We start from the raw sequence: 25,297 nt of genomic DNA on the forward strand, positions 1-25,297 counted from the left end.
GAGGGCTTCCCATGCGACTGCCATTCCGCGCCATCGCCCGCGCCGCCCCGGCGGCGGCGCACGCGCCGTCTTCGCAGGCGGTGGCCGGTGTCAGCGTGGATGCCGCGGCGCTGGCCCGGCTGGAGGTGGCCGCGCGCGATTTCCATTTCCTGCCGCGCCAGCCGGTGCACAGCGTGCTGGCCGGGCGCCATGCCTCGCGCGTGCGCGGGCGCGGGCTGACCTTCGAGGAATTGCGCCTGTACCTGCCCGGCGACGATCTCCGCAGCATGGACTGGCGCGTGACCGCGCGCACCGGCCAGCCCCATGTGCGCGTCTACACCGAGGAGAAGGACCGTCCGGTGCTGCTGGTGGTGGACCAGCGCATCAACATGTTCTTCGGCAGCCGGCGCGCGATGAAATCGGTCAGCGCGGCCGAGGCGGCGGCGCTGGCCGCATGGCGCGTGCTCGCCGAAGGCGACCGCGTCGGCGGCGTGGTGCTGGGCGACGAGCGCATCGAAGCGTTTGCACCGCGCCGCAGCCGCGACGCCGTGCAGCAGCTGCTGGGCGGCATCGCGCGCTTCAACCAGGCCCTGCGCGCCGACGCGCCGGCGCGCCGCGCCGCGGGGCAGCTGAACGCGGCGCTGGAGCGCACGGCGCGCATGGCGCGCCACGATTGCCTCGTCATCGTCATCAGCGATTTCGACGGCCATGACACCCGCACCCGCGACCTGATGCTGGCGCTGGCGACGCACAACGACGTGCTGACCATCCTGGTCCACGACCCCTTCCTCGGCGCGCTGCCGGGCTCGGGGCAGCTGGTGGTCAGCGACGGCGAGCTGCAGGTCGAGCTGGGCTTCGGCCACGCCGCCACGCGGCGCGGCATCGCCGAGTTTGCCGATGCCCGCGCCAGGTCGCTGCTGGACTGGCACCATGCCATGGGCGTGCCGCTGCTGCCGCTGTCCGCCGCCGAGGAGACCGCGCCGCAATTGCGGCGGCTGCTGGGCCGGCCGCTGCAGCAGGCACCGGTGCGGCAACGCGCGGGGGCGGCGCGATGAGCCTCACGCACAGCGCCGCCCCGGCGACCCTGGCCACGCTGGCCGACCTCGCCGTGCCGCCGCCGCCGTCGTGGATGCCGCAGACCATCGGCTGGCCGCTCGCCGCCGGCGCGCTGCTGCTGGCGCTGGCCTGGGCCGGCTGGCGCGGCTGGCGGCGCTACCGTGCCAACCGCTACCGGCGCGAGGCGCTGGCGGCGCTGGCGGCGCTGCCGCAGGATCCGGACCCCGCGCACCGCGCCGCGGCCTTGCGCGCGATGGCGGCGCTGCTCAAGCGCACCGCGCTGGCGGCGTGGCCGCGCGCGCAGGTGGCCAGCCTGGCCGGCGGCGGCTGGGCCGACTTCCTGCAGGCGCATGCGGGGCGGGCCCAGGATGTCGCGCCGCAGCTGGCCGCGCTGGTGCACGACGCCGAGTACCGCGGCGACGCCGCGCTGGCGCAATGGCCCGACACCCAGGTGCGCGCCGTGGCCGCGGCATGCCGGCGCTGGATCGCGGAGCACCATGTACCAGTTTGAATATCCCTGGCTGTTCGCGCTGCTGCCGCTGCCCTTGCTGCTGTGGTGGTGGCTGCCGCCGTATCGCGAGGAAAGCCCGTCGGTGCGGCTGCCGTTCTTTGGCGAGGTGGCCAGTGCCGCCGGGCTGACGCCGGCCGCCGGCGCCGTGGTGCCGCGCCGCAACCGGCTGCAATGGGTGCTGGCGCCGCTGGCATGGGTGCTGGTGGTGACCGCGCTGGCGCGGCCGCAGTACCTCGAGGCGCCGGTGCAGAAGGTGCAGCCGGCGCGTGACCTGCTGCTGGCGCTGGACCTGTCGCAGTCGATGGACACGCGCGACTTCCGCGCGCCGTCCGGCGCGCTGATCCCGCGCGTGCAGGCGGTGCGGCAGGTGGTCAGCGACTTCGTGGCGCGGCGTCCGGGCGACCGCATCGGCCTGGTCGTGTTCGGTGACGCGCCGTACCCGCTGGCACCGTTCACGCTGGACCACCAGCTGGTGCAGGCGCTGCTGGCCTACCTGCTGCCCGGCATGGCCGGACCGAGCACGGCGCTGGGCGATGCCATCGGCCTCGGCATCAAGCTGTTCGGGCACAGCGCAGCGCCGGAGCGCGTGATGATCGTGCTGACCGACGGCAACGACACCGCCAGCCGGATGCCGCCCGAGCGCGCCGGCGGCATCGCGCGCGAGCGCAAGGTGGTGGTGCATACCATCGGCATCGGCGACCCCAATGCCGCGGGCGAGGAGAAGGTCGACCTCGGGGTGCTTCAGCGGCTGGCGGCGCAGACCGGCGGGCGCTATTTCTTCGGCGCCGACCAGGCCGGCCTGGCGGGCATCTACGCGACCCTCGACCGGATCACGCCGCATGACCAGAAGACGCTGTCGTGGCGGCCGCGGCGTGAGCTGTTCATGTGGCCGCTGGGCGCGGCGCTGGCGCTGGTGCTGGCGTACCAGCTGCTGATGTTCGGCTATTCGGCGTGGGTTGCGCGGCCCCGGCCGTCCCGAGCCGGCGTGGCGGAAGCGACGGAAGCGACGGAGGCGGTGAACCCGCCGGGCGCGATGGCCGATGCCGCCGGGAGCGGGCGCTGATGCCGGCCTGGCTCGACCCGCTCGCCCACTTCCATTTTTTGCGCCCGTGGTGGCTGCTGGGGCTGCTGCCGGCCGCGCTGCTGGTGTGGGCGGTGCGGCGCCGCGGCGACGTGCGGCGGCGCTGGCGCGAGACCATCGCGCCGCACCTGCTCGACGCGCTGATGCTCGGCGAACGCCGCCGCCTGGCGCTGCGCCCGGTGCACCTGACCGCGCTGCTGCTGGCGCTGGGCGCGGTGGCGCTGGCGGGCCCGAGCTGGCGCCAGGAGCGCCCGCCGTTCCTCGACGACAAGGCACCGCTGGCGATCGCCGTGGACCTGTCGCCGAGCATGGACGCGGTCGATGTCACGCCGACGCGGCTGGAGCGCGCCAAGCTCAAGATCAAGGCGCTCCTGGCGCGCCGCGACGGCGGCCGCACCGCCATCTATGCCTATGCCGGCTCGACCCACCTGGTGCTGCCGCTGACCGACGACGCCAGCCTGCTGCAGACCTTTGCCGATGCGCTGCAGACACGCATCATGCCGGTGCCCGGGCGCGACATGGCGCAGGCGCTGCGCGTGATCGACGCCGACCTGAAGCGCGAGCCGGTGCCCGGCACCGTCCTGTTCCTGACCGACGGCGTCGACCCTGCCGCCGCGGCGGCGTTCCGCGCCCAGGCCGGCAGCGGCCGCAGCCAGCCGGTGGTGCTGGCGCTGGGCACCGCGCAAGGCGGGCCGCTGCGCGACGCCGCCGGCGGCTTGGTCGAGCAGGACGGCGCGCGCGTGTTTGCGCGGCTCGATGTGACAGCGCTGGAGCGCTTCGGCGATGACAGCGGCGTGCCGGTGGCGACTTTCACGCCGGACAGCGACGACGACGTGGCCTGGGTGCAGCGCCACGTGCAGTCGCACCTCGAACAGATGCAGGCCGGCGACCGTACCCGCTGGAAGGACGAGGGCTGGTGGCTGGTGCCGCCGCTCGCGCTGCTGGCGATGCTGTGGTTCCGCAAGGGCTGGACCGTGCGCTGGAGCGCCGGCCTGCTGCTGGCGCTGGCGCTTGCCGCGCCGCCCGAGGCGCGCGCGCAGTCATCCGCGCCAGCCACGCAATCGAGCGCGGTACGCCCATGGCGCTTTGCCGACCTGTGGCTGACGCACGACCAGCAAGGCCGGCGCGCCTTCGAGCAGGGGGATTTTGCGCGTGCCGCGACGCTGTTCGACGACCCGATGTGGCGCGGCATCGCCCAGTATCGCGCCGGCCAGTACGCGCAGGCGGTGCAGAGCTTTGCGCGGGTCGATTCCGCGCAGGCCGACTACAACCAGGGCAATGCGCTGGCGCGGCAGGGCCAGTACCGGCAGGCCGCCGCGCGCTACCGCCAGGCGCTGAAGCGACAGCCGCAGTGGCCAGAGGCAGCCGCCAACCTGGCGCTGATGGAAAAGCTGCTGGCGCAGCAGTTGCCGAAGGAAAAGCCGGATCCCGATGACGGCGAGGAGCCGCCCGACCTGCCGCCGGACCAGTTCAAGTATGACGCCGCGAAGCCGTCGGCACCGGGCGGCAAGTCGCTGCAGGTGGTGCTGACGCAGGACGCCGAGATGTGGATGCGCGCGATCCAGACCACGCCAACCGACCTGCTGCAGCGCAAGTTCGCGCTGCAGCACGGGCAGGTGGTGCCTGCACAGGGGGCGCGATGAGGCGCCGCGCCATCCCGCCTCGCCCGTGGCTGCGCCGCGCCGCGCCGCTGGTGCTGCCGCTGGTGCTGATGCTGGCGGCGTGGCTGTGGCCCGGGCTGGCGCGGGCTGCTGGCGCACCCGCCGGGCCCATCGTGCGTGTCGACGTGGGCGCGCGCCAGCCGGTGCTGGTGGGCCAGCAGGTCGGCATCGACATCACCATCCTCGCGCCCAACTATTTCCTGTCGGCACCGGAGTTCCCGCCGCTCGCGGTGCCGGGCGCGGTGGTCACCTTGCCCGATGCGCGCGCGGTGAATTCCACCGAGACCATCGACGGCGTGGCCTATGCGGGCATTCGCAAGACCTATGCCTTCACCGCCGAGCAGGAGGGCGAGTTCCGGCTGCCGGCCGCGACCCTCCGCGTGACCTACGCCGGCGACGACGGCGCGCCGCGCGAGGGCAGCGTCACCTTGCCCGTCACCACCATCCGGGCCGGCACGGGAGGCACGAGCGCCGCGGCGGCGGGCGCCGCCTCCGGCCGGCGGCTGCTGCCGGTGGCGCGGCTGAGCGTGACGCAGACGCTGGACCATGAGCCGGATCGCGGCGTGGTCCGTCTGCATGCGGGCGATGCGCTGGTGCGCACCGTCACCACCTTTGCGCCGCAGACCCAGGCGATGATGATCGTGCCGCCGCATGCCGGGTCGCCGCGCGGGGTGCGCATGTTCCGCGCGGATGCGCGGCTGTCCGACCGGGCCCGGGACCAGCCCCAGGACCAGGCTCAAGAGACGCCGGGACCGGGCGGCACGCGCGTGGATACGCTGACCTATGTCTTCGAGCGGCCCGGCACGTATACGCTGCCCGCGGTCACGGTGGACTGGGTCGATCCCGCCACGGGGCGGCCGGCCAGTTCCGAAGCACCGGCGGTGAAGGTCGAGGTGGCCGCCGCGCGCGCCGCCGGGGCGCTGGCGCCGGGCGGGCCGTCGGCCGGCGCGCTGCCGGGCGAGCGCGGCCTGCCGTGGCGCGCGCTGCTGTGGGGCGCAGGGGCGCTGCTCGTCGCCGCCATGCTGGCGCTGCTGTGGCGGCGGCTGCGGCCGCGCCTGGCGCGCCTGCGACAACGCCGCGCCGAGCGCCGTCGCGCCCGCGCCGAGAGCGCCGACGCACGGCTGGCGGCGACGCTGCGGGCCTGCCGCGCGGGCGACGCGGCCGCCGCCAGCCAGGCGCTGGGCGCCTGGACCCGCGTCGCCCACGCCACCACGCCCGCGGCCTGGGCCGAAGCCGCCGGCGATGCCGCGCTGGCCGACGCCGTCACCGGCCTGCAGCGCCACCTCTACGGGGCGGCGCCGGTGCCGTCCGCCTGGGACGGCAACCCGCTCGCGCAGGCGCTGGGCCGCCACGCCAGGCCCGCGCCGCGGCGCCCGCGCCAGGCCGCGCCGGCGCTGCCACCGCTCAATCCCTGATCCCGCGGTTTCTACGAAGCTCCGCCAACCTCCACCCACCCAACCCGCGCCCCATGACCTGTACCGTTGAGCTCTTTGCCGCCAACCCGTTGCTGGTGCTGTTCATCACCGTCGGACTCGGCTACTTCGTCGGCAAGGCGCGGGTCGGACCGATCCGGCTGGGGGGCGTGTGCGGCACGCTGATCGTCGCGCTGTTCATGGGACAGACCGGCTGCCAGATGCATGGCGAGCTGAAGGACCTGGCCTTTGCCCTGTTCATCTTCGCCATGGGCTATTCGGGCGGGCCACAGTTCTTTGCCAACCTGAACCGCTCGAGCCTGCGCTATATGGTGCTGCCGCTGGTGGAGGCGGTGGTGGTGCTGGCGATCGCGCTCGCCGCGGCGGCCTGGCTGGGCTTCGATCCGGGCACCGCCGCGGGGCTGGCCGCCGGCGCGGCGACCGAGTCGGCGGTGGTGGGCACCGCCGCCGAAGCGCTCAAGCACCTGGGCCTGGATGCCGCCACCGTGGGCCGCTACGAGGCCAATATCGCCACCGCGTATACGCTGACCTACCTGGTCGGGCTGATCAGCATCGTGTTCTTCACCAGCCAGATCGCGCCGGCGCTGCTCGGCATCGACCTGCGCCAGGCCGCGCGCGCGGTCGCGGCGCGCATGGAGGCGGCCTCCGACGAGGACGTGGCCACCCAGCCGGCGCTGCCGCGGCTGATCGGGCGCGCCTACTCGGTGCACCAGGCCGCCGGCATGACGGTGAGCCAGCTGCAGCACCAGGTCGGCGGCCGGGCCTCGGTGGTCAAGGTGCTGCGCGGCGGGGCCAGCATCGAGCTGGGCGAAGACGACGCCGTGCAGGCCGGCGATATCCTGGCCATGGTCGGCATCCGCAGCAACCTGCTGCAGGCGGCCACGCTGATCGGCCCCGAAGTGCTGCTGCCCGAGGCGCACACCGAGGCCATCCAGCTGGTGGAAAAACGGGTGGTGGTGAACAAGCGCCGTGTCAACGGCAAGACCCTGGGCGAGCTGGCGCGCCTGGCCGGCGCGCGGCGGCTGCGCGAGGTCTGGGTGCTGGAAGTGCGGCGCTCGGGCCTGTCGCTGCCGATCACGCGCTCGACGCCGCTGCAGCTGGGCGACGTGATTACCATGGTCGGGCTCGAGCCGTCGCTGTCCGAGGCCATCGCGGGCATCGGCGTGGAGGCCAGGGCCTCCGAAGTCACCGACCTGGTGTTCCTGTGCGTGGGCATCCTGGCCGGCCTGCTGGTCGGCACGCTGAGCGTGAGCCCGGGCGGCATGCATCTCTCGCTGGGCAGCGGCGGCGGGGCGCTGCTGAGCGGGCTGGTGTTCGGCTGGGCGCAGTCGCGCAAGCCGTCGCTCGGCACCTTTCCCGCGTCCGCGGTGCAGATCCTGAAGGACCTGGGGCTGGCGGTGTTCGTCGCCTGCGTCGGGCTGTCGGCCGGGCCGGATGCGATCGCGCTGATCCGCGAGCACGGCGCGGTGCTGCCGCTGATCGGGCTGGCGGTGTCGCTGGTCCCGGCGTGCCTGTCGCTGTGGATCGGGCACAAGCTGCTGCGCATCGAGGGCCCGCTGCTGGTCGGCGCGATTGCCGGGCAGCATGTCAGCACCCCGGCGATCAGCGCCATCCTGGCCGCCAGCCAGAGTTCGGTGCCGCTGCTGGGCTACACCATCACCTATGCCATCGCCAACGTGCTGCTGCCGGTGCTGGGTCCGATCATCATCTCGCTGGCCTACCGCTTCACCTGAGCACCGGGTGCCTGACGGATCATTTCTTTGCCGTTCGCGCCGCGCCGTCCTACAACTGGAGTGTGGGGCGGAGGGCACCGCGCCGCACCCGCACAGGACAAGGAGGAGCACTATGTGCCGCTGGCTGGCTTATTCGGGCAAATCCGTTGCATTGGAAACGGTGCTGTTCCAGCCGGAACACTCGCTGATCGACCAGAGCCTGAATTCCCGGCTCGGCCATACCACCACCAACGGCGACGGCTTCGGCGTGGGCTGGTACGGGCGCCATGCCGAGGTGCCGTTCCGCTATCGCTGCCTGCACCCGGCGTGGAGCGACACCAACCTGCGCGAGACCGCCCGCGCGGTGCGCGCGCCGATGTTCGTCGCGCACGTGCGCGCCGCCACCGGCACGCCGACGCAGGAAACCAACTGCCATCCGTTCCGCTTCGGCCGCTGGCTGTTCGTCCACAACGGCCTGATCCGCGACTATCCGCTGGTGCGGCGCGACCTGATGATGGCGGTGGCGCCGCATCTGTTCCGCTGGATCGAGGGCTCGACCGATTCCGAGGTGATGTTCTTCCTGGCGCTGACCTTCGGCCTGGAGCGCGACCCGGTCGGCGCGCTGGAGCAGATGGCCGGGCTGATCGAGGACGTCGGCCGGCGCCACGACGTGCAGTTTCCCCTCAACATGACGGTGTGCGTGACCGACGGCCGGCAGATCGTGGCGGTGCGCTATTCGAGCGAGACCAACTCGCGTTCGCTGTTCCACAGCACCTCGTTCCGGCAGCTGCGCGAACTCTATCCGGACGACCCGCGCATCGCCGCCGCCGGCGACGATGCCTTCCTGGTGCTGTCGGAGCCGCTGATCGACGTGCAGGGCGTGTGGGAGGAAATTCCCGAAGGCACCATCCTGGTGGCGCGCGGCGGCGAGATCGACCGCCACCGCTTCGTGCCGCGGCTGCCGAGCGAGCCGGCATTGCACGCGGCCCAGGGCGACGCGGCCGCGGGCTGACGCCGCGCGTTCATCGGCACCGCGCGGCACGCGCTCATCGGCACCGCGCGGCACCGCGCACTCATCGGCACCACGCAAGCCTCAGGGGCACGCCAGCGCGGCGGCGGCATACAGCAGCAGCGCCACCAGCACCACCAGGGTAAAGCCGGCGTGGATCGCCAGCAGCGTGGCCAGCACCGCCGCCACCACCGAGGCGCAGGCGTTGATGCCCCAGGCCCATGGCACCAGCTTGTCGTCGCGCGCGGCGAGCGCGGACAGCGCCAGCGGGAACGGCATCCCCATCAGGAAGGCCAGCGGCGCGATCAGCGCCACCGCAATGGCGACCCGGGCGGGATCCGGCCAGGCAATCAGCAGCGGGAACACCTGGGGCAGCGCTGCCAGGTAGAGCAGCGATACGGCACACACACCGGCGATCGCCAGCGCCACCTGGCGCCGGCCGCGCCCGGGGCCGGCGCGCGCGGGCAGGCGCGGGGCAAAGCGGCTGCCCAGCCCGGCAAAGCACAGGAACGCGCACAGCACCACCGCCACGGCATAGAGCGGGTGGCTCAGGAACAGGATGAATTTCTGGATAAAGGCGATCTCGACGAACATGAAGCCAAGGCCGACCGCGACGAAGTAGAAGCCGGTGCGCGCCGCCGGCACCAGCGGCACCGCCGCGCGCCGCCGCAGCACGCGCAGCGGCACGCCGATCAGCAGCAGCGCCGCGGCCGTGGCCTGCAGCAGCGTCGCCACCAGCACCGGATAGCCCCAGTCCAGCAAGGGCAGCCCGCCCTGCGCCTTCAGCGCGATCAGCTCCGGCAGCGTGCGCCACTTGAAGAAGTGGAAGAAGTAGGGCCGGTCGTCGGTGGCGGGCCGCACGTCGAACTTGTAGCGCGCCAGGAAAAGCTCGCGCTCGGGGCCGAGCAGCGCCTGCGCGGCGGCGAAGAAGTCCGGCTGGTCGAGCACGTTGTAGCGGTTGGCCGCGCCGGGCCGGATGCCGGGATGGTATTCGACGTCGAACGAGCGCGCGCGGCTGAACTCGAGCAGCGCGCCGATTTCCGCGGGCTGGAAGTCGCCGTGCTTGACCACCAGCGTCGCCGTCTTCCAGCCGCGCACCAGCACCAGCCGGCGCGACGGATCGGGCACGCCCGCGCGCGCCATCGCCGCCACGGCGGTGGCGAACAGCTTGGGGATGTCGCGCGGCGGCAGCGAGACCCAGCGCGTGATCGCCAGCAGGCCGCCGGGCCGCAGGTGGCGCAGGTAGGCCTCGAACGCTTCCACGGTATAGAGGTAGCTTTCGGAGAGCGCATACAGGCCCGCCGACGAGGTGCTGAAGGAATCCAGCAGCGCCACCTGGATCAGGTCGTAGCGCTGCCGGCTGGCCGCCAGGAAGCCGCGCGCCTCGCCCACATGCACCTGCACGCCCGCCGCGCTGTACGGCTTGCCCGAGAACGCGCCGAAGCGCTCCTGCACCAGCCCGATCACCTGCGGGTTCAGCTCGACGGCGTCGACCGCGCTGGCGCCGTGGTAGAGCGCCTGCAGCACGTCGGCGCCGGCACCGCTGCCCAGCACCAGCACGCGCGGCGCCCGCAGCAGGTGATACGGCAGCGCCGAAGTCAGGTCGCCCAGGTAGGCCAGCGGCTCGCGCCGGCCGTCATGGCGATTGAGCGCGCTCAGGCCGTCGCCGTCGGTAAACACGGCGAGCTGCGGCGGCGGTTCCGCGGTGGCATTCAGGCTGAGGCCGGGCGCATGGCGCAGCGGGATCGACGGACTCTCGACCACCGTGATCAGCCCCAGCGGACTCGAGCGCTGCGCTACCACGCGCGCGTCGCCGATGCGCAGCAGCTGGCTCAATTCCTTGTACTCCGAGGGCCGCAACGCCAGCCAGCTGCCCGGGATGGCCGCCGGTACGGCCGCCGCCGCCAGCAGCAGCGCCGGCAGCCAGGGACGATGCCAGCGGCATTCCATGCACGCCAGCGCCGCGGCCGCCATGCCGGCCATGCCGACCAGGCGCAGGGCGTCGACGGGGGTCAGCAGGAACAGCGCGGCGATGATGCCGAGGCAGCCCAGCCCGGCACCGAGGATATCGAAGCTGTAGAGACGGGGCACCTGCGCGGGGAAGCAGGCGAAACTCAGGCATACACTGGTGGCCGCGCACAGGAACGGCACGAACAGCAGCAGGTAGATCCCCAGCAGGCGCAGCGGCTGCGAGGGCTCCCACAGGATCTCCAGCGGGTTGAACCCGACCCGCTGCGCAAGCCCGAAACAGGCCAGCGCACCGAGGCCGAACAGCAGCGCGCCGCCGGCAAAGACCGGCACGAAATGCCTGGCCAGCGCCGGCCGCGCCAGGGCCACCAGTGCCCCCGCGGCGCCGTAGCCCAGCAGCGCCACGCTGATCATCATGTAGGCGAAGTGATGCCACAGGATGATGGAAAGCAGCCGCATCAGCAGGATTTCATAGCCGAGCGCGGCGCCGGAGAGCAAGGCCAGGGCAAACAGCGGCGGGCGTGGTATCGCGTTCAGCGGGTTCATCGCGTAAGGTGTCCCGCCGGGTGCCGCGCCTCAGTGCTTGCCGACCAGCGGCACGAAGCGCACCGGCAGGATCTGCCGGGTGCTGACGCTGCCGTCCGGGGACTTTTCCACCAGCAGCAGGTACTGCGTCAGGAACTGCGCGCCCACCGGGATCACCATGCGCCCGCCCGGTTTCAGCTGCCGGATCAGCGGCGGCGGCACGTGGCTGGCCGCCGCGGTGACGACGATGGCGTCATAGGGGGCATGCTCGTCCCAGCCGTAATAGCCGTCGCCCACCTTGCACGCCACCTGCCGGTAGGCCAGCCGCTGCAGGCGGTCGCAGGCCTGGCGCCCGAGCGGCTCGATGATCTCGATGGTGTAGACCGCACGCGCCAGCTGGCTCAGTACCGCGGCCTGGTAGCCCGAGCCGGTGCCGATCTCGAGCACGCTGTCGCCCGGCTGCACCCGCAGCAGGTCGGTCATCAGCGCCACGATATACGGCTGCGAAATGGTCTGGCCATGGCCGATCGGCAGCGGCCGGTTCTCGTAGGCGTGCGGCTTCTGCGGGTCCGGCACGAATTCATGGCGCGGCACCTGGCGCATCACCGACAGGACGCCCGGCGCGATGCCGTGGCTGCGGTTCGGGACGCCGGCGCCCGCGTCGATGGCCGCGATCTCGCTGACCATCTCCGTGCGCTGCTTCAGCCGGGCATCGTCGGCCGCGCGGCACAGGCCGACCGAGGCCATGGCCGCCATGGCAACGGCGAGCAAAGCGAAGCAGGGATGGCGGGTGGACGGCTGCACGACGGGACCCCAGGAAGCCTACCGTCATCGTAGGTCATCGGCTCCGCCGGCGCCCGCAAGTGGCAAACAAGGCGCATGCCGCTGCCCGGGCCCGGCAAGGCTATCCTGCGATCAGCTTGAGGCCGGCGGGCAGCGCCTCGCCGAACACCCGTCCTTCGTCGGCGGCATCGAGTGCCACCACCTCGCGCACCATGGCAATCCAGCCCGGCGGCGCGCTGGCGGCTTCCAGCCGGCGCACCACGTGCGCGCGATGCTCGTCCGGCAGGTCGCGGGTGCGGTCGCCGGTCATGCGCGCGATCTGCACCGCGGCAAAGGCGGCGGGCTCGACCTTTTTCCAGTCGAGCGCCAGGATCGCGTCCAGCCACTGGCCGGCGGTGTCGGCCGGCACCACGCTGTGGGCGCTGCCGTAGAACGGCATGCGCGCGCCGATGCGGCCCACCGCCCACCAGCCCTGGTTGTTCTCGGACGGCTTGCGCAGCCGGGTCAGCAGCCAGCCGGCCAGCTCGGTCTTGGCGTCGACAGGCAGGCGCTCGAGCGAACCGGCCAGCCGCACCATGTCGGCATAGCCGCCCCGGGTGGGGCCGGCCGGCTTCTTGAAGTGCGCGCTGCCGGGCGGCTGCAGGTAGAAGGCCATGTCTTCCAGCAGGCGCAGCTGCGCGCTTTCATCCAGCCCGCCGGCGGCGCGTCGCCATAAGGTCCACCATTCCGACCAGTTCTGGCTTTCGTTGACGTACTGGATGCCCTGGTCGTACTGCGACCACAGCTGCGCGACGCGCCATTCGTCGAGCGGGTAGCCAAAGCCGGGGCGCACGCAATAGCCCGCCAGGTTCAGCCACAGGCGCTCATGGTCGGCGGTGCGGCGGCGCCGCCTGGCGCGCTCCCACAAGGCGCCGAACAGCTCGCGCAGCAGCGCGCTGTCCCACTGCTCGCGCGCGCCCAGGATCTGCTCCAGCTGCGCGCGCAGGCGCTTAACCTCCTTCGGCCCGACCTCCTGCGAACGCGCGCCGAAGGTGCGGTCGATCAACTCCAGGGCCTGCGGCAGGGACGGGTGGGCCGTTGGCGCCGCGGGCGCCACGGCGGCGTCGTTGCCGCGCAGCTGGAACTCCAGGCGCCAGCGCTGCGCGGCATCGCCGGTATTGATGCAGTGGACTTCTAGCGTGCCGACCTCGGTCAGCGACGTGGTGATCTGGACCGGCGTTTCGCGCGGGCCGCCGGTGCCGCGCGTCGGCACCACGGTGGCGATCGGCGGCAGGCGCACGAAGTCGCCGCCGGACAGGTCGGTCAGCGCGCCGGGCTGGTAGGGCGTCTCGGCTACCGACGACACCAGGTGGAACTGCACCGGGTGGCCCAGCCGCAAGGCGAAGGTGCGGTCGCTGAGATGGATCTCGTGGCCTTCCTCGGTGCCGCGCGGCAGCAGGCAGATGGCTTGCCGGCCGGCGGCGTCATCGTCGAGCACCAGGAAATAGCTGCGCGCCGAGCCGCCGCCGATGCGTGGTGCCTGGCCGGCGCGTGCGCGCGCATACGCGACCGCGCCGCGGGCCACGGCAATGTCGGGGTCGGGGTTGTGCAGCACCTGCAGCGGCGCGCCGCGCCAGTCGCCCAGGGTCTCGGCGATGCGGTCCGCCAGCGCCTGCGCGCGGAACACGCCACCGTTGAGCAGCAGGGTGTCGGGCACCGGCAGCGCAAAGTCCGGCGCGGCTTCCATGCCGAGCGCGGCGCGGGCCTGCGCCGCGTGCTGGCCGAGGAAGGCGGCAACGTGGCGGGTCACGCCCGGGTCGGCGGCATAGGGCAGGCCGAACTCGACGATGGCGCCGCGCGCGCGCCGCGGCCGCTCGCTGGCCGGCACCCTGGGGAAGAAGCCGTCGACCACCAGCTGCTCGACTTCCTGCCGCGTCACCTGCACCGAGCGCGCGCCGCCGACCAGCCGGGCGCCCGCGCCGAGCAGCGTCACGTTGACGGCATCGGGCGCGTCCGCGCCCAGCAGTTGTTCCTTGGCGGCGCGGCAGCGCGCCACCAGCTGCGACAGGCTCGCGGCCGACAGGCGCGGCTGCGCCGGCGCGCCGTCGCCCAGGCGCGCTTCGACCTGGTGCGCCAGCCCCAGGTCCATGTTGTCGCCGCCGAGCATCAGGTGGTTGCCCACCCCGATGCGTGTCAGCTGCGGCTGCCCGTCCTGCATCGCCACGCGGATCAGCGTGAGGTCGGTGGTGCCGCCGCCGACGTCGCAGATCAGCACCAGCCGGGTTTGCGCCAGGTCCTGGTCCAGCGTGTGGCGATGGTGGAACAGCCAGTCGTAGAGCGCGGCCTGCGGCTCTTCCAGCAGCCGCAGAGCGGGCAGCCCGGCCAGGCGCGCGGCTTCGAGCGTCAGCGCGCGCGCGCCCTCGTCGAACGACGCCGGCACGGTCAGCACCACGTCCTGCTGTTCGAGCGGCGCATCGGGGAAGCGGTGGTTCCAGGCGGCGCAGACGTAGCCGAGATAGCTCGCGCTGGCGACCACCGGCGAGATCTTGTCGAGATCCTCCTCGCCGCCCCAGGGCAGGATCGGCGCGGTGCGGTCGACCGAGGCGTGCGACAGCCAGCTCTTGGCGCTGGCCACCAGCCGGCCCGGCACCTGTGCGCCCAGCGTCGCCGCCAGGCGGCCAAACACGGTGCGGCGCGCGGCCGCGCTGGCGGCCGACTGCCACGGCAGCTGCAGGTCATCGCCATTGAGCTCGCCCGGTGCCGCGTGGTAGCGCACCGACGGCAGCAGGGGGCGGGCCGCGACCTCGCCCGGCGCGACCAGCTGGTCGATGTCGAACACGCGGATTTCGTCGGAGCCGGCCCTGGCGTAGGCCACCACCGTGTTGCTGGTGCCAAGGTCGATGCCGACGCTGTACTGCTTCATCGACTGCTTCATCGCCGCTGCTGCGGCTTCAGGCATCGGCGTTGCCGCGCACGTCGAACTGCACCTTCCAGCGCTCGCCGCTGGCGCGCGGCACCGCCTCGAGCTCCAGCGTGCCGGCCTCGGTCACGCGCGCATGCAGCCTGACCGGCACCACTTCGCCGGCGGTGCGGCCTTCGGCGGGCAGTGTCGCCTGGATTTCTTCCAGCTCCTGCAGTTCCTCCGGCCCCCAGAAGTCCAGCAAGGTGCCGACCTGGTCCTGGCGCCGCACCGAAGAGCCGAAGAAGCGGAAGTGCACCGGTTCGCCCACCACCAGGCCGAACTCCTGCGGCGGCAGCTCGGCCTCGGTGCCTTCTTCCATGCCGAACGGTGCCACGCACAGCGCCTGGATCGGCGGCTCGAAGCCCGGCACGGCGGGCATCGACGATTCCACCGCGACGTAGTAGGCGCGCGCGGTGCCGCCGCGGATGCGCACGCCCTTGCCGCGCCGCACGTAGCCGTAATAGGCGGCGCCGCGCGCCACCGCCAGGTCCAGCTCGGCGCCGTCGAGCAGCCGCGCCGGCGCCGCGCCCTCGGCGGCGAGCCAGCCGTTGAGCGTCTGCAGGATGCGCTCGACCAGCAGGCCCGACTTGAATACGCCGCCGTTGAACAGCACGGCGGTGGGGCGCAGGAAGCTGGCGCCTTCCGGCTGCGTGGCCTGCAGGCCATCGATCTCGGCCAGCGCGCCCGCTTGCCGGCCCAGGAACGCCGCCAGGTGGCGCGTGATGGCCGCGTCCTGCGCGTAGGGCAGGCCCAGCTGCGTCAGGCCGGCACGGGCCCGGGTAACCGGGCGCGCCGCGGCGTCGACTTGCGGAAAGAACCCTTCGAGAATGGTCTGGGTCAGTTCGGTGCGGGTCAGCTCGGTGCGGATCGAGCCGCCGATCAGCTTCGAACCGCGGCTGGGCACGACCAGCGGCACGCTGTCGGTGGCCGGGTCGGTCAGCAGCGTTTCCTTGGCGGCGCGGCAGGCGTAGGTCAGCGCGCGCAGCTGCCACGGATCGGCCTGCGTGCCCTGCGCCGCCAGCTTGCGCGCGACCACGTGCGCCAGCGCCAGGTCCATGTTGTCGCCGCCCAGCAGGATGTGGTCGCCGACCGCGATGCGGTGCAGCTCCAGGTTGCCGTCGCGCTCGATCACGGCGATCAGCGACAGGTCGGTGGTGCCGCCGCCGACATCGACCACCAGGATGATGTCGCCGACCTTGACCTGCTTGCGCCACTGGCCGGCGCTCTTCTGGATCCAGCTGTAGAGCGCGGCCTGCGGCTCTTCGAGCAGCGTCATGCGGGCATAGCCGGCCGCCGCGGCGGCTTCAGCGGTCAGCTCGCGCGCGGCAGGGTCGAACGAGGCGGGGATCGTCACGGTGACGTCCTGCTCGCCGAACGGCGCGTCGGGATGGGCCTGGTCCCACGCTTCGCGCAGGTGCGTCAGGTAGCGCACCGAAGCCTCCAGCGGCGACACGCGCGGCACTTCGGGCGGCGCGTCGGCGGGCAGGATCGCCGCGCGGCGGTCGACGCCGGCATGGCACAGCCAGCTCTTGGCGCTGGACACCAGCCGGATCGGCGTGCCGGCGCCACGGCTGCGCGCCATCTCGCCGACCGCGAAGTCGCGCGCGGCGCTCCACGGCAGGTTCAGGTCGCCCGGCGCCAGTTCGCTTTCGTGCGGCAGGTACAGGAACGAGGGCAGCAGGTCGAGGTCCTCGACCGCGCCGGGCGCGGTCAGCTGCGTGATCGGCAGCACGCGCTGGCTGGTGTTCTCGCCATCGCTGGCGGCCAGGTCGACGTAGGAAACCGCGCTGTGGGTGGTGCCAAGGTCGATGCCGATGGCATAGCGGGCCTCGCTCATAGCTCCACCTCGGCGGGGGCGATCACGCTGGCGTCGTGGCGCTCGGCCAGGCGCGGCAGGCGCACTTCCTCGACCTTCCAGCCGCGATGGCTGATGGCGCCATGGAACGGCGCGCTGCCCACCACGTTGCCGGTCAGGCGGATCGCGCTGGCGTCGAAGCCGTCGGCCAGCGTCACGCGGCTGCCCTCGGCTTCCTCGCGCACCGGGCGGATGGTGAAATGCTCGCGCAGCACCGCGCGGCAGCCATCGTGCACCAGGCGCGCGGCGGCGCCGATCTCGGCGTCGGCATAGCGCGTGATGTCTTCCTCGACGAAGTCGACGAAGCGGGCGTCGCGCTGGAGCAAGCCGAGCAGTTGCAGCGCGGCCACCGGGCTGGCTTCCTTCAGCGCGGGCGCGGGCTCCGCAACCGGCGCCGGGGCGGGTGCCGTCACCGGGGCCGGGGTCGCCGGCGCGGCGGGCTCGCCCGCGCGCAGGCGCTGGATGCCGGCGGGCAGCTCGCGGTTGCCCAGGATGGCGAAGAACGTGCCCATGGCAAGCGAGAGCCTGCCAAAGAAAGAGAGGTTCGGGTCAGGCATGGATAACACTCCTCTGTGCGCGGAGGCGGAGGACCGCTCAGGCGTCGCGCAGATAGGTGATCAACTGGTCCGCGCGGCTGGGATGCCGCAGCTTCTTCATCGCCTTGCTTTCGATCTGGCGGATGCGCTCGCGCGTGACATCGAACTGCTTGCCGACTTCTTCCAGCGTGTAGTCGGTCGACATGTCGATGCCGAAGCGCATGCGCAGCACCTTGGCCTCGCGCGGCGACAGCTCGTCGAGCATCTCGCGCACCACCGCGCGCAGGCCGGCCTGCAGGGCGGCGTCGGCGGGCGTGGCGGTGTCCGAGTCGGCGATCATGTCGCCCAGGCTGGTGTCGCCGTCCTCGCCCACCGGGGTCTCCATCGACACCGGCTCCTTGGCGATCTTCATGATCGAGCGCACCTTGTCCTCGGTCATGTCGAGGCGCTCGGCCAGTACCGCCGGATCGGGTTCCTTGCCGGTCTGCTGCATGATTTCGCGCGACAGGCGGTTGAGCTTGTTGATCTGCTCGATCATGTGCACCGGCACGCGGATGGTGCGGGCCTGGTCGGCGATGGCGCGCGTGACCGCCTGGCGCACCCACCAGGTGGCGTAGGTAGAGAATTTCCAGCCGCGGCGGTATTCGAACTTGTCGACCGCCTTCATCAGGCCGATATTGCCTTCCTGGATCAGGTCCAGGAACTGCATGCCGCGGTTGGTGTATTTCTTGGCAATCGAGATCACCAGGCGCAGGTTGGCCTGCGTCATCTCGTGCTTGGCCTGGCGCATCTGGCGCTCGGCGGCGAGCATCTTGCGGTTGACCGACTTCAGCTCGGCCAGCGACAGCGCGGCGCGGGCCTGGATGTCGATCAGCTTCTGCTGGTGCGCTTCCAGGTCCGGCAGCGCACGCGCGACCGCGGCGCTGTAGGGGCGCCCTTCGGCCGCCAGGCCCTGGCCCCAGGCCAGGTTGGTCTCGTTGCCGGGGAAGCGCGCGATGACGTCGTCGCGCTCCATGCCGCAGCGCTCGACCAGCAGCTGCACCACCTGGCGCTCGATCGCGCGCACCTCGTCGACCATGCCCTGGACGTTGGCGCACAGGCGCTCGATGGTGCGGGCGGTAAAGCGGATCGTGCGCAACTCTTCGCGCACCGCGTCGCGCGCGGCGGCAAAGGCCGGGGCGGTTGCGCGGCCGGCTTCGCTTTCGGCGCGCATGCGCTCGAACTGCTCGGCGACGCGCGCGAAGCGCTTCATGCATTCATCGCGCAGCCGCGCCAGGTCGGCTTCGGCGCTTTGCTGGCCGCTGCTGCCTTCATCGGCGCTGTCGTCGTCGTCTTCGTCGGACTCGTCGGCGCTGTCGAGGCTGCTGTCGTCGGCGTCATCCGCGGCGGCGGCGGCCGGCTCGGCGATGGTCTCGTCGCTGAGGCCGTCGACCACGTCGTCGATGCCGATCTCGTTGGCCGCGACCTTCTCCGACAGCTCCAGGATCGTGGCGACGGTGAACGGGCATGCCGAGATCGCGTGGACCATGTTGTTGAGGCCGTCCTCGATGCGCTTGGCGATCTCGACTTCCTGCTTGCGCGTGAGCAGCGTGGCCGAGCTCATTTCGCGCATGTACATGCGCACCGGGTCGGTGGTGCGGCCGAACTCGGAATCGACCGTGGCCAGCGCGACCTCGGCTTCCTCTTCGGCCTGCTCGTCGGAGGCCACCACCGGGCCGTCGCTGAGCAGCAGGGTTTCGGCATCCGGTGTCTGCTCGTAGATCTTCACGCCCATCTCGGCGAAGGTGCCGACGATGCTTTCCATCGCGGCCGTATCCGTGAAGTTCTCGGGCAGGTGGTCGCTGATGTCCGCGTGGGTCAGGTAGCCGCGCTGCCTGCCCAGCTGGATCAGCGCGCGCAGCTGCTGGCTGCGCGCGGCGGCTTCGGCCGACGGATCAGTGGGGGCCGCGGCCGGGCTGGCCTGACCGTTGTCCTTGACTGCTGCTCGTGTTTTGGCTGCCGTTCGTTGTGCGCCACTTGTCATTGACTGCTGTTTCCTTCGTGCATCGCGTTTCGACGGCAGTGCGCACGAGGGCGCGCGTGATTCCAACCTGCTGTCAAGGCTCGCGTGGGGTTCGGCGGGGGCGGATAACCGTCCGCCGCGGCCGTTTGAATAGGGGCCGCATATTCTACAGCCATTGCTGCGTCGCAGCAGGTTCCGGGCCCGGAATGCGTGGCGGCTAGTCTGCCGGAATGCGTGGTATTTGCAACAGGATGCGCCGAAAAGCGCGGCGCAAGCCGCTGCCGTGGCGGGAATTGCCAGCGCCGGCGGGCGCGGCCGCGGCGCTACGGTCGGCCAAGTGTCGCCTCAGGCATAGTCCAGCGGCAACGCGGTGGTGTACTTGATCTGCTCCATCGCGAAGCTGGAGCTGACATCGGCCAGCTCGGCGCCCTGGATCAGCTTCTTGTAGACGCGGTCGTAGGCGGCGATATCTGGCACCACCACGCGCAGCAGGTAGTCGGTGTCGCCCGCCATGCGATAGAACTCGGTCACTTCCGGGATCGACGACACCAGTCCGTGAAACTGCTTGAGCCATTTCACGTTGTGCTGGCTGGTGCGGACGGAGACGAACACGGTGACGCCGGCATTGAGTTTGCCGGCGTCGAGCAGCGCCACGCGCTTGCGGATCAGGCCGGCTTCTTCAAGCTTCTGGATGCGGCGCCAGCACGGCGTCGAACTCAGGCCGACCCGTTCGCCGATTTCCGCCACCGGCAAGGTGGCGTCTTCCTGCAGCAGGGCAAGGATCTGTTTGTCGTAGCGGTCCATGGTGCGTGGCGGTCAGAGGGGCAGGGCGCGCCCGCACCAGGCGCGGAGCGGGGCGGTCAGGCGTCGGCGGGCACCAGCAGGTTCACGCCGGTCGCAATATGGTCGCGGCTGACGCCGTAGAGATGCAGGGAAACCGCGATCTCGTCGCTGGTGTTGCCGAGCGCGTGGATATGCTGCAGGCCGCCCGGCACGCTGAAGGTATCGCCCGCGCCGCGCGTCACGGTGTTGGCATGGCGCGCGTGCCGGCTGGCGGGATCCCACCGGTAGTGCTGCTCGGTCAGCGTGCCGCGCAGCACCCGATAGGCGCACCAGGTGCGGTGGCCATGCACCGGGCTGGCCTGGCCCGGGCGCCAGACCAGCACCATGGCCGAAAAGCGTTCCAGCGGATCGCCGTAGACCAGGTGCCGGGTATAGGTGTCGGCGGCGCCCAGCAAGGCGCCCGGCGGCAACGCCGCCAGCAGCGTGTCGGTGTCGGGCAGGTGCTGCGCGATGTGGCTGGCGACCAGGCGCGCGCTGTCGCTGAAGATGTCGGCGAGGTCGAGCGCCAGCCGGTCGAGCGGGGCGCCGGCCGGGCCGGCGGCGGGCGGGGATGGGGCAGTCACAGGGGAAGCGGTCGTCATGGCGGGTTCCGTCGGCTTGTTCTTGTCTATCCATGATATGGAGCGGCGGGAGCACAGGCATGCGATTTGTCCTTCCAGTCGGGCTGGAATTGTAATGCTATTCCTTAAAAGCAGGATTTTTTGGAATTTTGTCCTTTCTGGAGGTGCGATCACGCGCCCCCGGGGGATATGGGCACGCGCGGGCGGCGCGGACTCAGCCGCCCTCGTCCTTGGGCCAGAAGGTGATCAGGATGTTGGACGGCGCCACGCCGTTGCTGTCGCGCGGCAGCGGGTCCGAGCGCTGCACCGCGCGCAGCACCGCGTTGTCCCAGCCGGCATTGCCGCTGGATTTGGCGAGCCGCGTCGACAGCAGCGAGCCGTCGGGCGCCATGTGCACGGCCACCACCGCGGCCGGATTGCCGGCGACGTCCTCGTTGAAGATGATGTTGGGCTTGACCCGCTGGCGCACGCGCTCGGCATAGCCCGAGGACGGCCTGGCCGACGATCCGGAACCGGCCCCGGTATTGGCGCTGGCGCCGGCACCGCCCGCCTGCGCGCGCAGGCGCGCCAGTTCGGCCTGGCGCTCGGCATTGCTGGCCTGGCGCTGCGCATCCGTGGCCTTGCGTTGCGCCTCCTTGCGCGCCTCGTCGGCGCGGGCCTGGCTTTCGCGCTGCCGCTGCTGTCCGGCCTCACGTTCGGCCTGCCTGGCCTTGCGCTGCTTCTCCTGCAGCGAGATATCGGCCTCTTCTTCCTCGACGGGCGGTGGTGTCGGCGCCGGCTTGACGGCGGGCTCGGGCGTGATGGCCTCGGGGACGGGCTCCCACAACTCCGCCGCAACCCCGGTGGGCACGGCATTGCGCCAGCGCACGCCGTAGTACAGCAGGGCCCCCAGCAGCAGGTGCATGAGCAGGGCCAGCAGGAAGCAGGTCAGCGTGCGCCGCTCGCGCACGGGCTGGTAGGGATAGGCGGCGGTCTGCATGGTCCTTGGATGCGGCGGAAACCAGGCCATTTCATTCTATGAGGCGCAACCGCATCAACCAAGTGCAGGACGGTACAGGCGGCGCCTGCCCGTGTCCGGCCAGAGACGCGGCAGCGCCGCGCCGGCTTCAGCCCCTGGTGAAGATCTCGAGGAAGTGCTTGCTGGGATCCTCGAAATAGATCCGGCGGCCACCGTCATCGGTATTGACCTCGCCGGGGCGGCGCCGGTAGGGGTCGGCCCAGAAAGGCAGCTGGTGCGCGCGCACGCGGGCAAAACCGTGGTCGAACTCGGCGTCGCTGACCAGGAAGGCATAGTGCTGCATGGCGATCTCGCCTTGCGCGTCCATGAAATCGAGGGTCACGCCGTTGTCGAGCGCGACGCCGAGGAACGGCCCGAACGGCTCGGCCGGCGGGCGGCCCAGGACTTCGCACAGGAAGTCCGCCGACGCCTGCTTGTCGCGAGAGAAGACGATGGTGTGGTTGAGCTGGACGGCCATGTCGCAATCTCCGTGCTGGAAAGACACCGCCTCCAGCGTACAAGGATTTTGCGCGCCGCGCCCGGCGCTCCGGTCAGGCGCCGTCCAGCTTGCGCAGCGCCGCGCCGACTTCGCCATGGAAGGCGCGCAGCGCCTCCAGCTCGAGATTCGCCGGCTGCAGCGCGGGCCACAGCAGCGCCACCATGCCCGCGGCGGTCTGGTCGATATCGACCTCGCGCTCGCGCGCGATGGCATCCCACAGGATATGCTCCATCGGCCCCAGGATGGCGGAGCGCAACAGGCTCAGCGGCAGGTCGGCGCGAATCTCGCCACGTTCGCGGCCGCGCGCCAGCAGCTCCATCAGCGGCGCCGTATAGCGGCGCTGCAGCGGCACGAACTCCTGCCCCAGGTCGGGCCCCTTGGCCCGCCCTTCCGACAGCACCAGCGCGCACAGCCCGGTGCCCTGGATCAGGAACAGGCGCAGGTGCGTCTTCACGTAGAACGCAAGCTGGGCCCTGGTGCTCTGGTCGCGCGGCATGCCGCGCTCGACCGCGTCGATGATCTCGTCATACCAGTCCTCGATGACCCGCACGCACAGCTTGCGCTTGCTTTGGAAGTACGTGAACACCGTGGCCTCGGACACGCCCAGGCGCTGGGCAATCTCGGTGGTGGTGGTCTTGTCGTAGCCCAGTTCGGCGAACACCTCGCGGCTGACGCGCAGGATGTCGCGAATGCGTTGTTCCGCCCTGGCGCCGGACGGGATCCGGCGGGTGGCGGCGTTGTCTTCCATGGTGGCGGTTCCCGGCAGGCGAAAGCGCGAATGATAGGCCGCCTCCCCGATCGGGGGGGGGCGGAGTCGCGGCAGCGCGGAACCAGACGGTGGCCGCGCGCTGCCGTCACATCGTACTCCATTCTGGCCCGAAGTTGAGTAAGCCTCAAATTAATGTTGAATTTTCCGGGCAGCCCGTATACCTTTTCGTCATTCCGATGTGACGAGACCGGAAGTCGAACGACCATCCGGCAGCACTGACAGCAGCTTCACGGGGTTAACCCGGACTGGGCAAATCACCCCGGCGATATTCGTGACCTTGAGTTGCGCTCAACTCAAGTCGAAACCGACGCGCTTTGGAGACAACGATGAAGATGCAGGGAGAACCGCTTCCCACCATTCGGCCGACCGGCGGGCTGTCGCATGTCCGTGGCGACACCAGCATTGCGCTGTCCGAGCAGACCGTGCCGGCGCTGCTGGCGCAGACCGTGGCAGCGTTCCCGGAACGCGAGGCCGTGGTCTTTCGCGAGCAGGGCGTGCGCTGGAACTGGCGCGAGTTTGCCGAAGCCATCGACGCGCTGGCAGCCGGGCTGCATGCGATTGGCCTCGCCCGGGGCGACCGCGTCGGCATCTGGGCGCCGAACCGCGTGGAGTGGCTGGTGACGCAGTTCGCCACCGCCCGGCTGGGGCTGGTGCTGGTCAATATCAATCCGGCCTACCGGCTGGCGGAGCTGGAATACGCGCTGAACAAGGTCGGCGTCAAGGCCATCGTCGCCGCCGAGGCCTTCAAGACCTCGCGCTACCTCGACATGCTGCAGGCGCTGGCGCCGGAGTTGGCCACCAGCGCGCCGGGCGCGCTGCAGGCCGCGCGCCTGCCGTCGCTGCGCTGGGTGATCCGCATGGGCGAGGGCGAGACCCCCGGCATGATCCGCTATGCGGATTTGCTGGAGCGCGGCGCCGGCGTGGCGCGCGCGGAGCTCGACCGCGTCACGGCGCAGCTCGACCGCCATGATGCGATCAATGTGCAGTTCACCAGCGGCACCACCGGCGCGCCCAAGGGCGCCACGCTGACGCATCGCAATATCGTCAACAACGCGCGCTTTATCGCCATGGCGATGCGCTTCTCCGAGCGGGACAAGCTGTGCATCCCGGTGCCGTTCTACCACTGCTTCGGCATGGTGCTGTCGGTGCTGGCGTGCGTGTCGACCGGCGCCGCGATGGTGTTCCCGGGCGAGGCCTTCGAACCCGAGGCCACCATGCGCGCGGTCAGCGAAGAGCGCTGCACCGCGCTGCACGGCGTGCCGACGATGTTTATCGCGCAGCTGGACCACCCGCGCTTTGCCGAATACGACTTCTCTTCGCTGCGCACCGGCATCATGGCGGGCTCGCCATGCCCGATCGAGACCATGAAGCGCGTGGTGGCGCAGATGCACATGTCCGAGGTGACCATTGCCTACGGCATGACCGAGACCAGCCCGGTGTCGTTCCAGAGCAGCACCACCGATCCGCTCGACAAGCGCACCACTACCGTGGGCCGGGTCCAGCCGCACCTGGAAGTCAAGATCGTCGATGCCAGCGGTGCCATCGTGCCGGTGGGCGAGAAAGGCGAGCTGTGCACGCGCGGCTATTCGGTGATGCTCGGCTACTGGGACGACGAGGCCCGCACCGCCGAAGCCATCCGCGACGGCTGGATGCACACCGGTGACCTCGCCACCCTCGACGAGGAGGGTTATTGCAATATCGTCGGCCGCGTCAAGGACATGCTGATCCGCGGCGGCGAGAACATCTATCCGCGCGAGATCGAGGAATTCCTGTTCCGCCATCCGAAGGTCCAGGCGGTGCAGGTGTTCGGCGTGCCCGATCCCAGGTATGGCGAGGAGGTGTGCGCGTGGATCGTGCTGAAGCCGGGCGAGAGCGCCACCGAAGACGAGATCCGCGCGTTCTGCCGCGACCAGATCGCGCACTACAAGATTCCGCGCTACATCCGTTTCGTCGAAGAGATGCCGCTGACCGTGACCGGCAAGGTGCAGAAGTTCGTGATGCGGGACCAGATGGTGCGTGAACTGAACCTCGATGAATCCAGGACCGCCTGAGCGTCCGCCTGAGCTATCACCCTAAACAACCGATAACCGACTGCCCGAGGCCCCTATGGCGGTAATTGAAACCAAGCTGAACGCCCGCTCCGAGTCGTTCAGGACCAATGCGCAGGCAATGCAGGATCTGGTTGCCGACCTGCAGCAAAAGATCGCGAAGCTGGCCGAAGGCGGCGGCGCGGCCGCGCGCGACAAGCACCTGGCACGCGGCAAGCTGCTGCCGCGCGAGCGCGTGCAGCAGCTGCTCGACCCCGGCACGCCGTTCCTGGAGCTGTCGCAGCTGGCCGCGTACGACATGTACGACGATGCCGCGCCCGGCGCCGGCATCATCACCGGCATCGGCCGCGTCGCCGGCCAGGAATGCGTGATCGTCTGCAACGACGCCACCGTCAAGGGCGGCACGTATTACCCGATGACGGTCAAGAAGCATGTGCGCGCGCAGGAGATCGCCGAGGAAAACCACCTGCCGTGCATCTACCTGGTCGACTCGGGCGGCGCCAACCTGCCCAACCAGGACGAGGTCTTC

20 protein-coding genes are annotated in these 25,297 nt (G+C 71.1%); 9 read left to right on the forward strand and 11 right to left on the reverse strand.

Features of this window, described 5'->3' with window-relative positions; genetic code table 11:
- The first annotated feature begins 11 nt into the window (after positions 1 to 11).
- The 7 genes from A3AG_RS0103525 (at position 12) to A3AG_RS0103555 (ending at position 8,445) form a co-directional block, all read left to right on the forward strand.
- Positions 12 to 1,034, forward strand: coding sequence for a DUF58 domain-containing protein (locus tag A3AG_RS0103525; protein ID WP_018004081.1), 1,023 nt, complete (start codon positions 12 to 14; stop codon positions 1,032 to 1,034).
- Entirely contained in the window at positions 1,031 to 1,546 is a 516-nt protein-coding gene (locus tag A3AG_RS0103530; RefSeq protein ID WP_018004082.1) for a DUF4381 domain-containing protein, read from the forward strand. Before A3AG_RS0103525 ends, A3AG_RS0103530 begins: the two co-directional genes overlap by 4 nt.
- Positions 1,533 to 2,609 (forward strand): VWA domain-containing protein, encoded by a 1,077-nt coding sequence (locus A3AG_RS31300; RefSeq protein WP_018004083.1) that lies wholly within the window; start codon positions 1,533 to 1,535, stop codon positions 2,607 to 2,609. The genes A3AG_RS0103530 and A3AG_RS31300 overlap by 14 nt, the downstream gene beginning before the upstream one ends.
- Positions 2,609 to 4,270: a VWA domain-containing protein gene (locus tag A3AG_RS0103540; RefSeq protein WP_018004084.1), complete on the forward strand. Its 1,662-nt coding sequence runs from the start codon at positions 2,609 to 2,611 to the stop codon at positions 4,268 to 4,270. Before A3AG_RS31300 ends, A3AG_RS0103540 begins: the two co-directional genes overlap by 1 nt.
- Positions 4,267 to 5,703, forward strand: coding sequence for a BatD family protein (locus tag A3AG_RS0103545; protein ID WP_018004085.1), 1,437 nt, complete (start codon positions 4,267 to 4,269; stop codon positions 5,701 to 5,703). The genes A3AG_RS0103540 and A3AG_RS0103545 overlap by 4 nt, the downstream gene beginning before the upstream one ends.
- 53 nt (positions 5,704 to 5,756) lie before the next feature.
- On the forward strand, positions 5,757 to 7,454 hold the full coding sequence (gene aspT / locus A3AG_RS0103550) for an aspartate-alanine antiporter (RefSeq protein ID WP_018004086.1): 1,698 nt from the start codon (positions 5,757 to 5,759) through the stop codon (positions 7,452 to 7,454).
- A 112-nt stretch (positions 7,455 to 7,566) separates the two neighbouring features.
- Positions 7,567 to 8,445: a class II glutamine amidotransferase gene (locus tag A3AG_RS0103555; RefSeq protein WP_018004087.1), complete on the forward strand. Its 879-nt coding sequence runs from the start codon at positions 7,567 to 7,569 to the stop codon at positions 8,443 to 8,445.
- 81 nt (positions 8,446 to 8,526) lie between these two features.
- Here the strand turns inward: A3AG_RS0103555 and A3AG_RS0103560 are convergent, their stop codons facing one another.
- From A3AG_RS0103560 to A3AG_RS0103610, 11 genes are all read right to left on the reverse strand, one after another.
- The gene (locus A3AG_RS0103560) at positions 8,527 to 10,938 is read right to left on the reverse strand and encodes a spermidine synthase (protein WP_026163905.1); all 2,412 of its coding nucleotides are present in this window, start codon (positions 10,936 to 10,938) and stop codon (positions 8,527 to 8,529) included.
- A gap of 48 nt (positions 10,939 to 10,986) precedes the next feature.
- Positions 10,987 to 11,739, reverse strand: coding sequence for a protein-L-isoaspartate(D-aspartate) O-methyltransferase (locus A3AG_RS0103565; RefSeq protein ID WP_026163906.1), 753 nt, complete (start codon positions 11,737 to 11,739; stop codon positions 10,987 to 10,989).
- Between the two features lie 100 nt (positions 11,740 to 11,839).
- Complete coding sequence (locus A3AG_RS0103570) at positions 11,840 to 14,620, reverse strand: Hsp70 family protein (RefSeq protein ID WP_026163907.1); 2,781 nt, start codon at positions 14,618 to 14,620, stop codon at positions 11,840 to 11,842.
- 28 nt (positions 14,621 to 14,648) lie between these two features.
- Positions 14,649 to 16,496, reverse strand: a complete 1,848-nt coding sequence (locus tag A3AG_RS0103575) for an Hsp70 family protein (protein ID WP_018004091.1) — start codon at positions 16,494 to 16,496, stop codon at positions 14,649 to 14,651.
- Positions 16,493 to 17,071: a DUF2760 domain-containing protein gene (locus A3AG_RS0103580; protein WP_018004092.1), complete on the reverse strand. Its 579-nt coding sequence runs from the start codon at positions 17,069 to 17,071 to the stop codon at positions 16,493 to 16,495. Before A3AG_RS0103580 ends, A3AG_RS0103575 begins: the two co-directional genes overlap by 4 nt.
- Before the next feature lie 37 nt (positions 17,072 to 17,108).
- Complete coding sequence (rpoD, locus tag A3AG_RS0103585; RefSeq protein ID WP_018004093.1) at positions 17,109 to 19,073, reverse strand: RNA polymerase sigma factor RpoD; 1,965 nt, start codon at positions 19,071 to 19,073, stop codon at positions 17,109 to 17,111.
- A gap of 324 nt (positions 19,074 to 19,397) precedes the next feature.
- Positions 19,398 to 19,856 carry an Lrp/AsnC family transcriptional regulator gene (locus A3AG_RS0103590; RefSeq protein WP_018004094.1) on the reverse strand — a complete coding sequence of 153 codons (459 nt, stop codon included), beginning with the start codon at positions 19,854 to 19,856 and terminating at the stop codon, positions 19,398 to 19,400.
- A gap of 56 nt (positions 19,857 to 19,912) precedes the next feature.
- Positions 19,913 to 20,476: a cysteine dioxygenase family protein gene (locus A3AG_RS0103595; RefSeq protein ID WP_018004095.1), complete on the reverse strand. Its 564-nt coding sequence runs from the start codon at positions 20,474 to 20,476 to the stop codon at positions 19,913 to 19,915.
- Between the two features lie 193 nt (positions 20,477 to 20,669).
- Complete coding sequence (gene tolA, locus A3AG_RS0103600) at positions 20,670 to 21,434, reverse strand: cell envelope integrity protein TolA (RefSeq protein ID WP_018004096.1); 765 nt, start codon at positions 21,432 to 21,434, stop codon at positions 20,670 to 20,672.
- 127 nt (positions 21,435 to 21,561) lie between these two features.
- Entirely contained in the window at positions 21,562 to 21,930 is a 369-nt protein-coding gene (locus A3AG_RS0103605) for a VOC family protein (RefSeq protein WP_018004097.1), read from the reverse strand.
- 73 nt (positions 21,931 to 22,003) lie between these two features.
- A complete protein-coding gene (locus A3AG_RS0103610) occupies positions 22,004 to 22,699 on the reverse strand; it encodes a TetR/AcrR family transcriptional regulator (RefSeq protein ID WP_018004098.1) in 696 nt (231 codons plus the stop codon).
- A 347-nt stretch (positions 22,700 to 23,046) separates the two neighbouring features.
- Here A3AG_RS0103610 and A3AG_RS0103615 point away from each other — a divergent pair, with 347 nt between their 5' ends.
- Positions 23,047 to 24,771 (forward strand): AMP-binding protein, encoded by a 1,725-nt coding sequence (locus A3AG_RS0103615; protein ID WP_018004099.1) that lies wholly within the window; start codon positions 23,047 to 23,049, stop codon positions 24,769 to 24,771.
- Positions 24,772 to 24,826: 55 nt separating this feature from the next.
- Positions 24,827 to 25,297, forward strand: a 471-nt coding sequence (locus A3AG_RS0103620) for a carboxyl transferase domain-containing protein (protein ID WP_026163909.1), incomplete at its 3' end; no start/stop codon positions are given.

This window comes from Cupriavidus neocaledonicus (assembly GCF_000372525.1).
GTDB classification, from domain to species: domain Bacteria; phylum Pseudomonadota; class Gammaproteobacteria; order Burkholderiales; family Burkholderiaceae; genus Cupriavidus; species Cupriavidus neocaledonicus.

Coding starts and splice junctions, on each gene's coding strand:
- A3AG_RS0103610 (WP_018004098.1), bottom strand. CDS start 22,699: ATGGAAGACAACGCCGCCACCCGCCGGATCCCGTCCGGCGCCAGGGCG.
- A3AG_RS0103525 (WP_018004081.1), top strand. CDS start 12: ATGCGACTGCCATTCCGCGCCATCGCCCGCGCCGCCCCGGCGGCGGCG.
- A3AG_RS0103540 (WP_018004084.1), top strand. CDS start 2,609: ATGCCGGCCTGGCTCGACCCGCTCGCCCACTTCCATTTTTTGCGCCCG.
- A3AG_RS0103545 (WP_018004085.1), top strand. CDS start 4,267: ATGAGGCGCCGCGCCATCCCGCCTCGCCCGTGGCTGCGCCGCGCCGCG.
- A3AG_RS31300 (WP_018004083.1), top strand. CDS start 1,533: ATGTACCAGTTTGAATATCCCTGGCTGTTCGCGCTGCTGCCGCTGCCC.
- tolA (WP_018004096.1), bottom strand. CDS start 21,434: ATGCAGACCGCCGCCTATCCCTACCAGCCCGTGCGCGAGCGGCGCACG.
- rpoD (WP_018004093.1), bottom strand. CDS start 19,073: ATGACAAGTGGCGCACAACGAACGGCAGCCAAAACACGAGCAGCAGTC.
- A3AG_RS0103530 (WP_018004082.1), top strand. CDS start 1,031: ATGAGCCTCACGCACAGCGCCGCCCCGGCGACCCTGGCCACGCTGGCC.
- A3AG_RS0103575 (WP_018004091.1), bottom strand. CDS start 16,496: ATGAGCGAGGCCCGCTATGCCATCGGCATCGACCTTGGCACCACCCAC.
- A3AG_RS0103615 (WP_018004099.1), top strand. CDS start 23,047: ATGAAGATGCAGGGAGAACCGCTTCCCACCATTCGGCCGACCGGCGGG.
- aspT (WP_018004086.1), top strand. CDS start 5,757: ATGACCTGTACCGTTGAGCTCTTTGCCGCCAACCCGTTGCTGGTGCTG.
- A3AG_RS0103595 (WP_018004095.1), bottom strand. CDS start 20,476: ATGACGACCGCTTCCCCTGTGACTGCCCCATCCCCGCCCGCCGCCGGC.
- A3AG_RS0103555 (WP_018004087.1), top strand. CDS start 7,567: ATGTGCCGCTGGCTGGCTTATTCGGGCAAATCCGTTGCATTGGAAACG.
- A3AG_RS0103580 (WP_018004092.1), bottom strand. CDS start 17,071: ATGCCTGACCCGAACCTCTCTTTCTTTGGCAGGCTCTCGCTTGCCATG.
- A3AG_RS0103570 (WP_026163907.1), bottom strand. CDS start 14,620: ATGAAGCAGTACAGCGTCGGCATCGACCTTGGCACCAGCAACACGGTG.
- A3AG_RS0103590 (WP_018004094.1), bottom strand. CDS start 19,856: ATGGACCGCTACGACAAACAGATCCTTGCCCTGCTGCAGGAAGACGCC.
- A3AG_RS0103605 (WP_018004097.1), bottom strand. CDS start 21,930: ATGGCCGTCCAGCTCAACCACACCATCGTCTTCTCTCGCGACAAGCAG.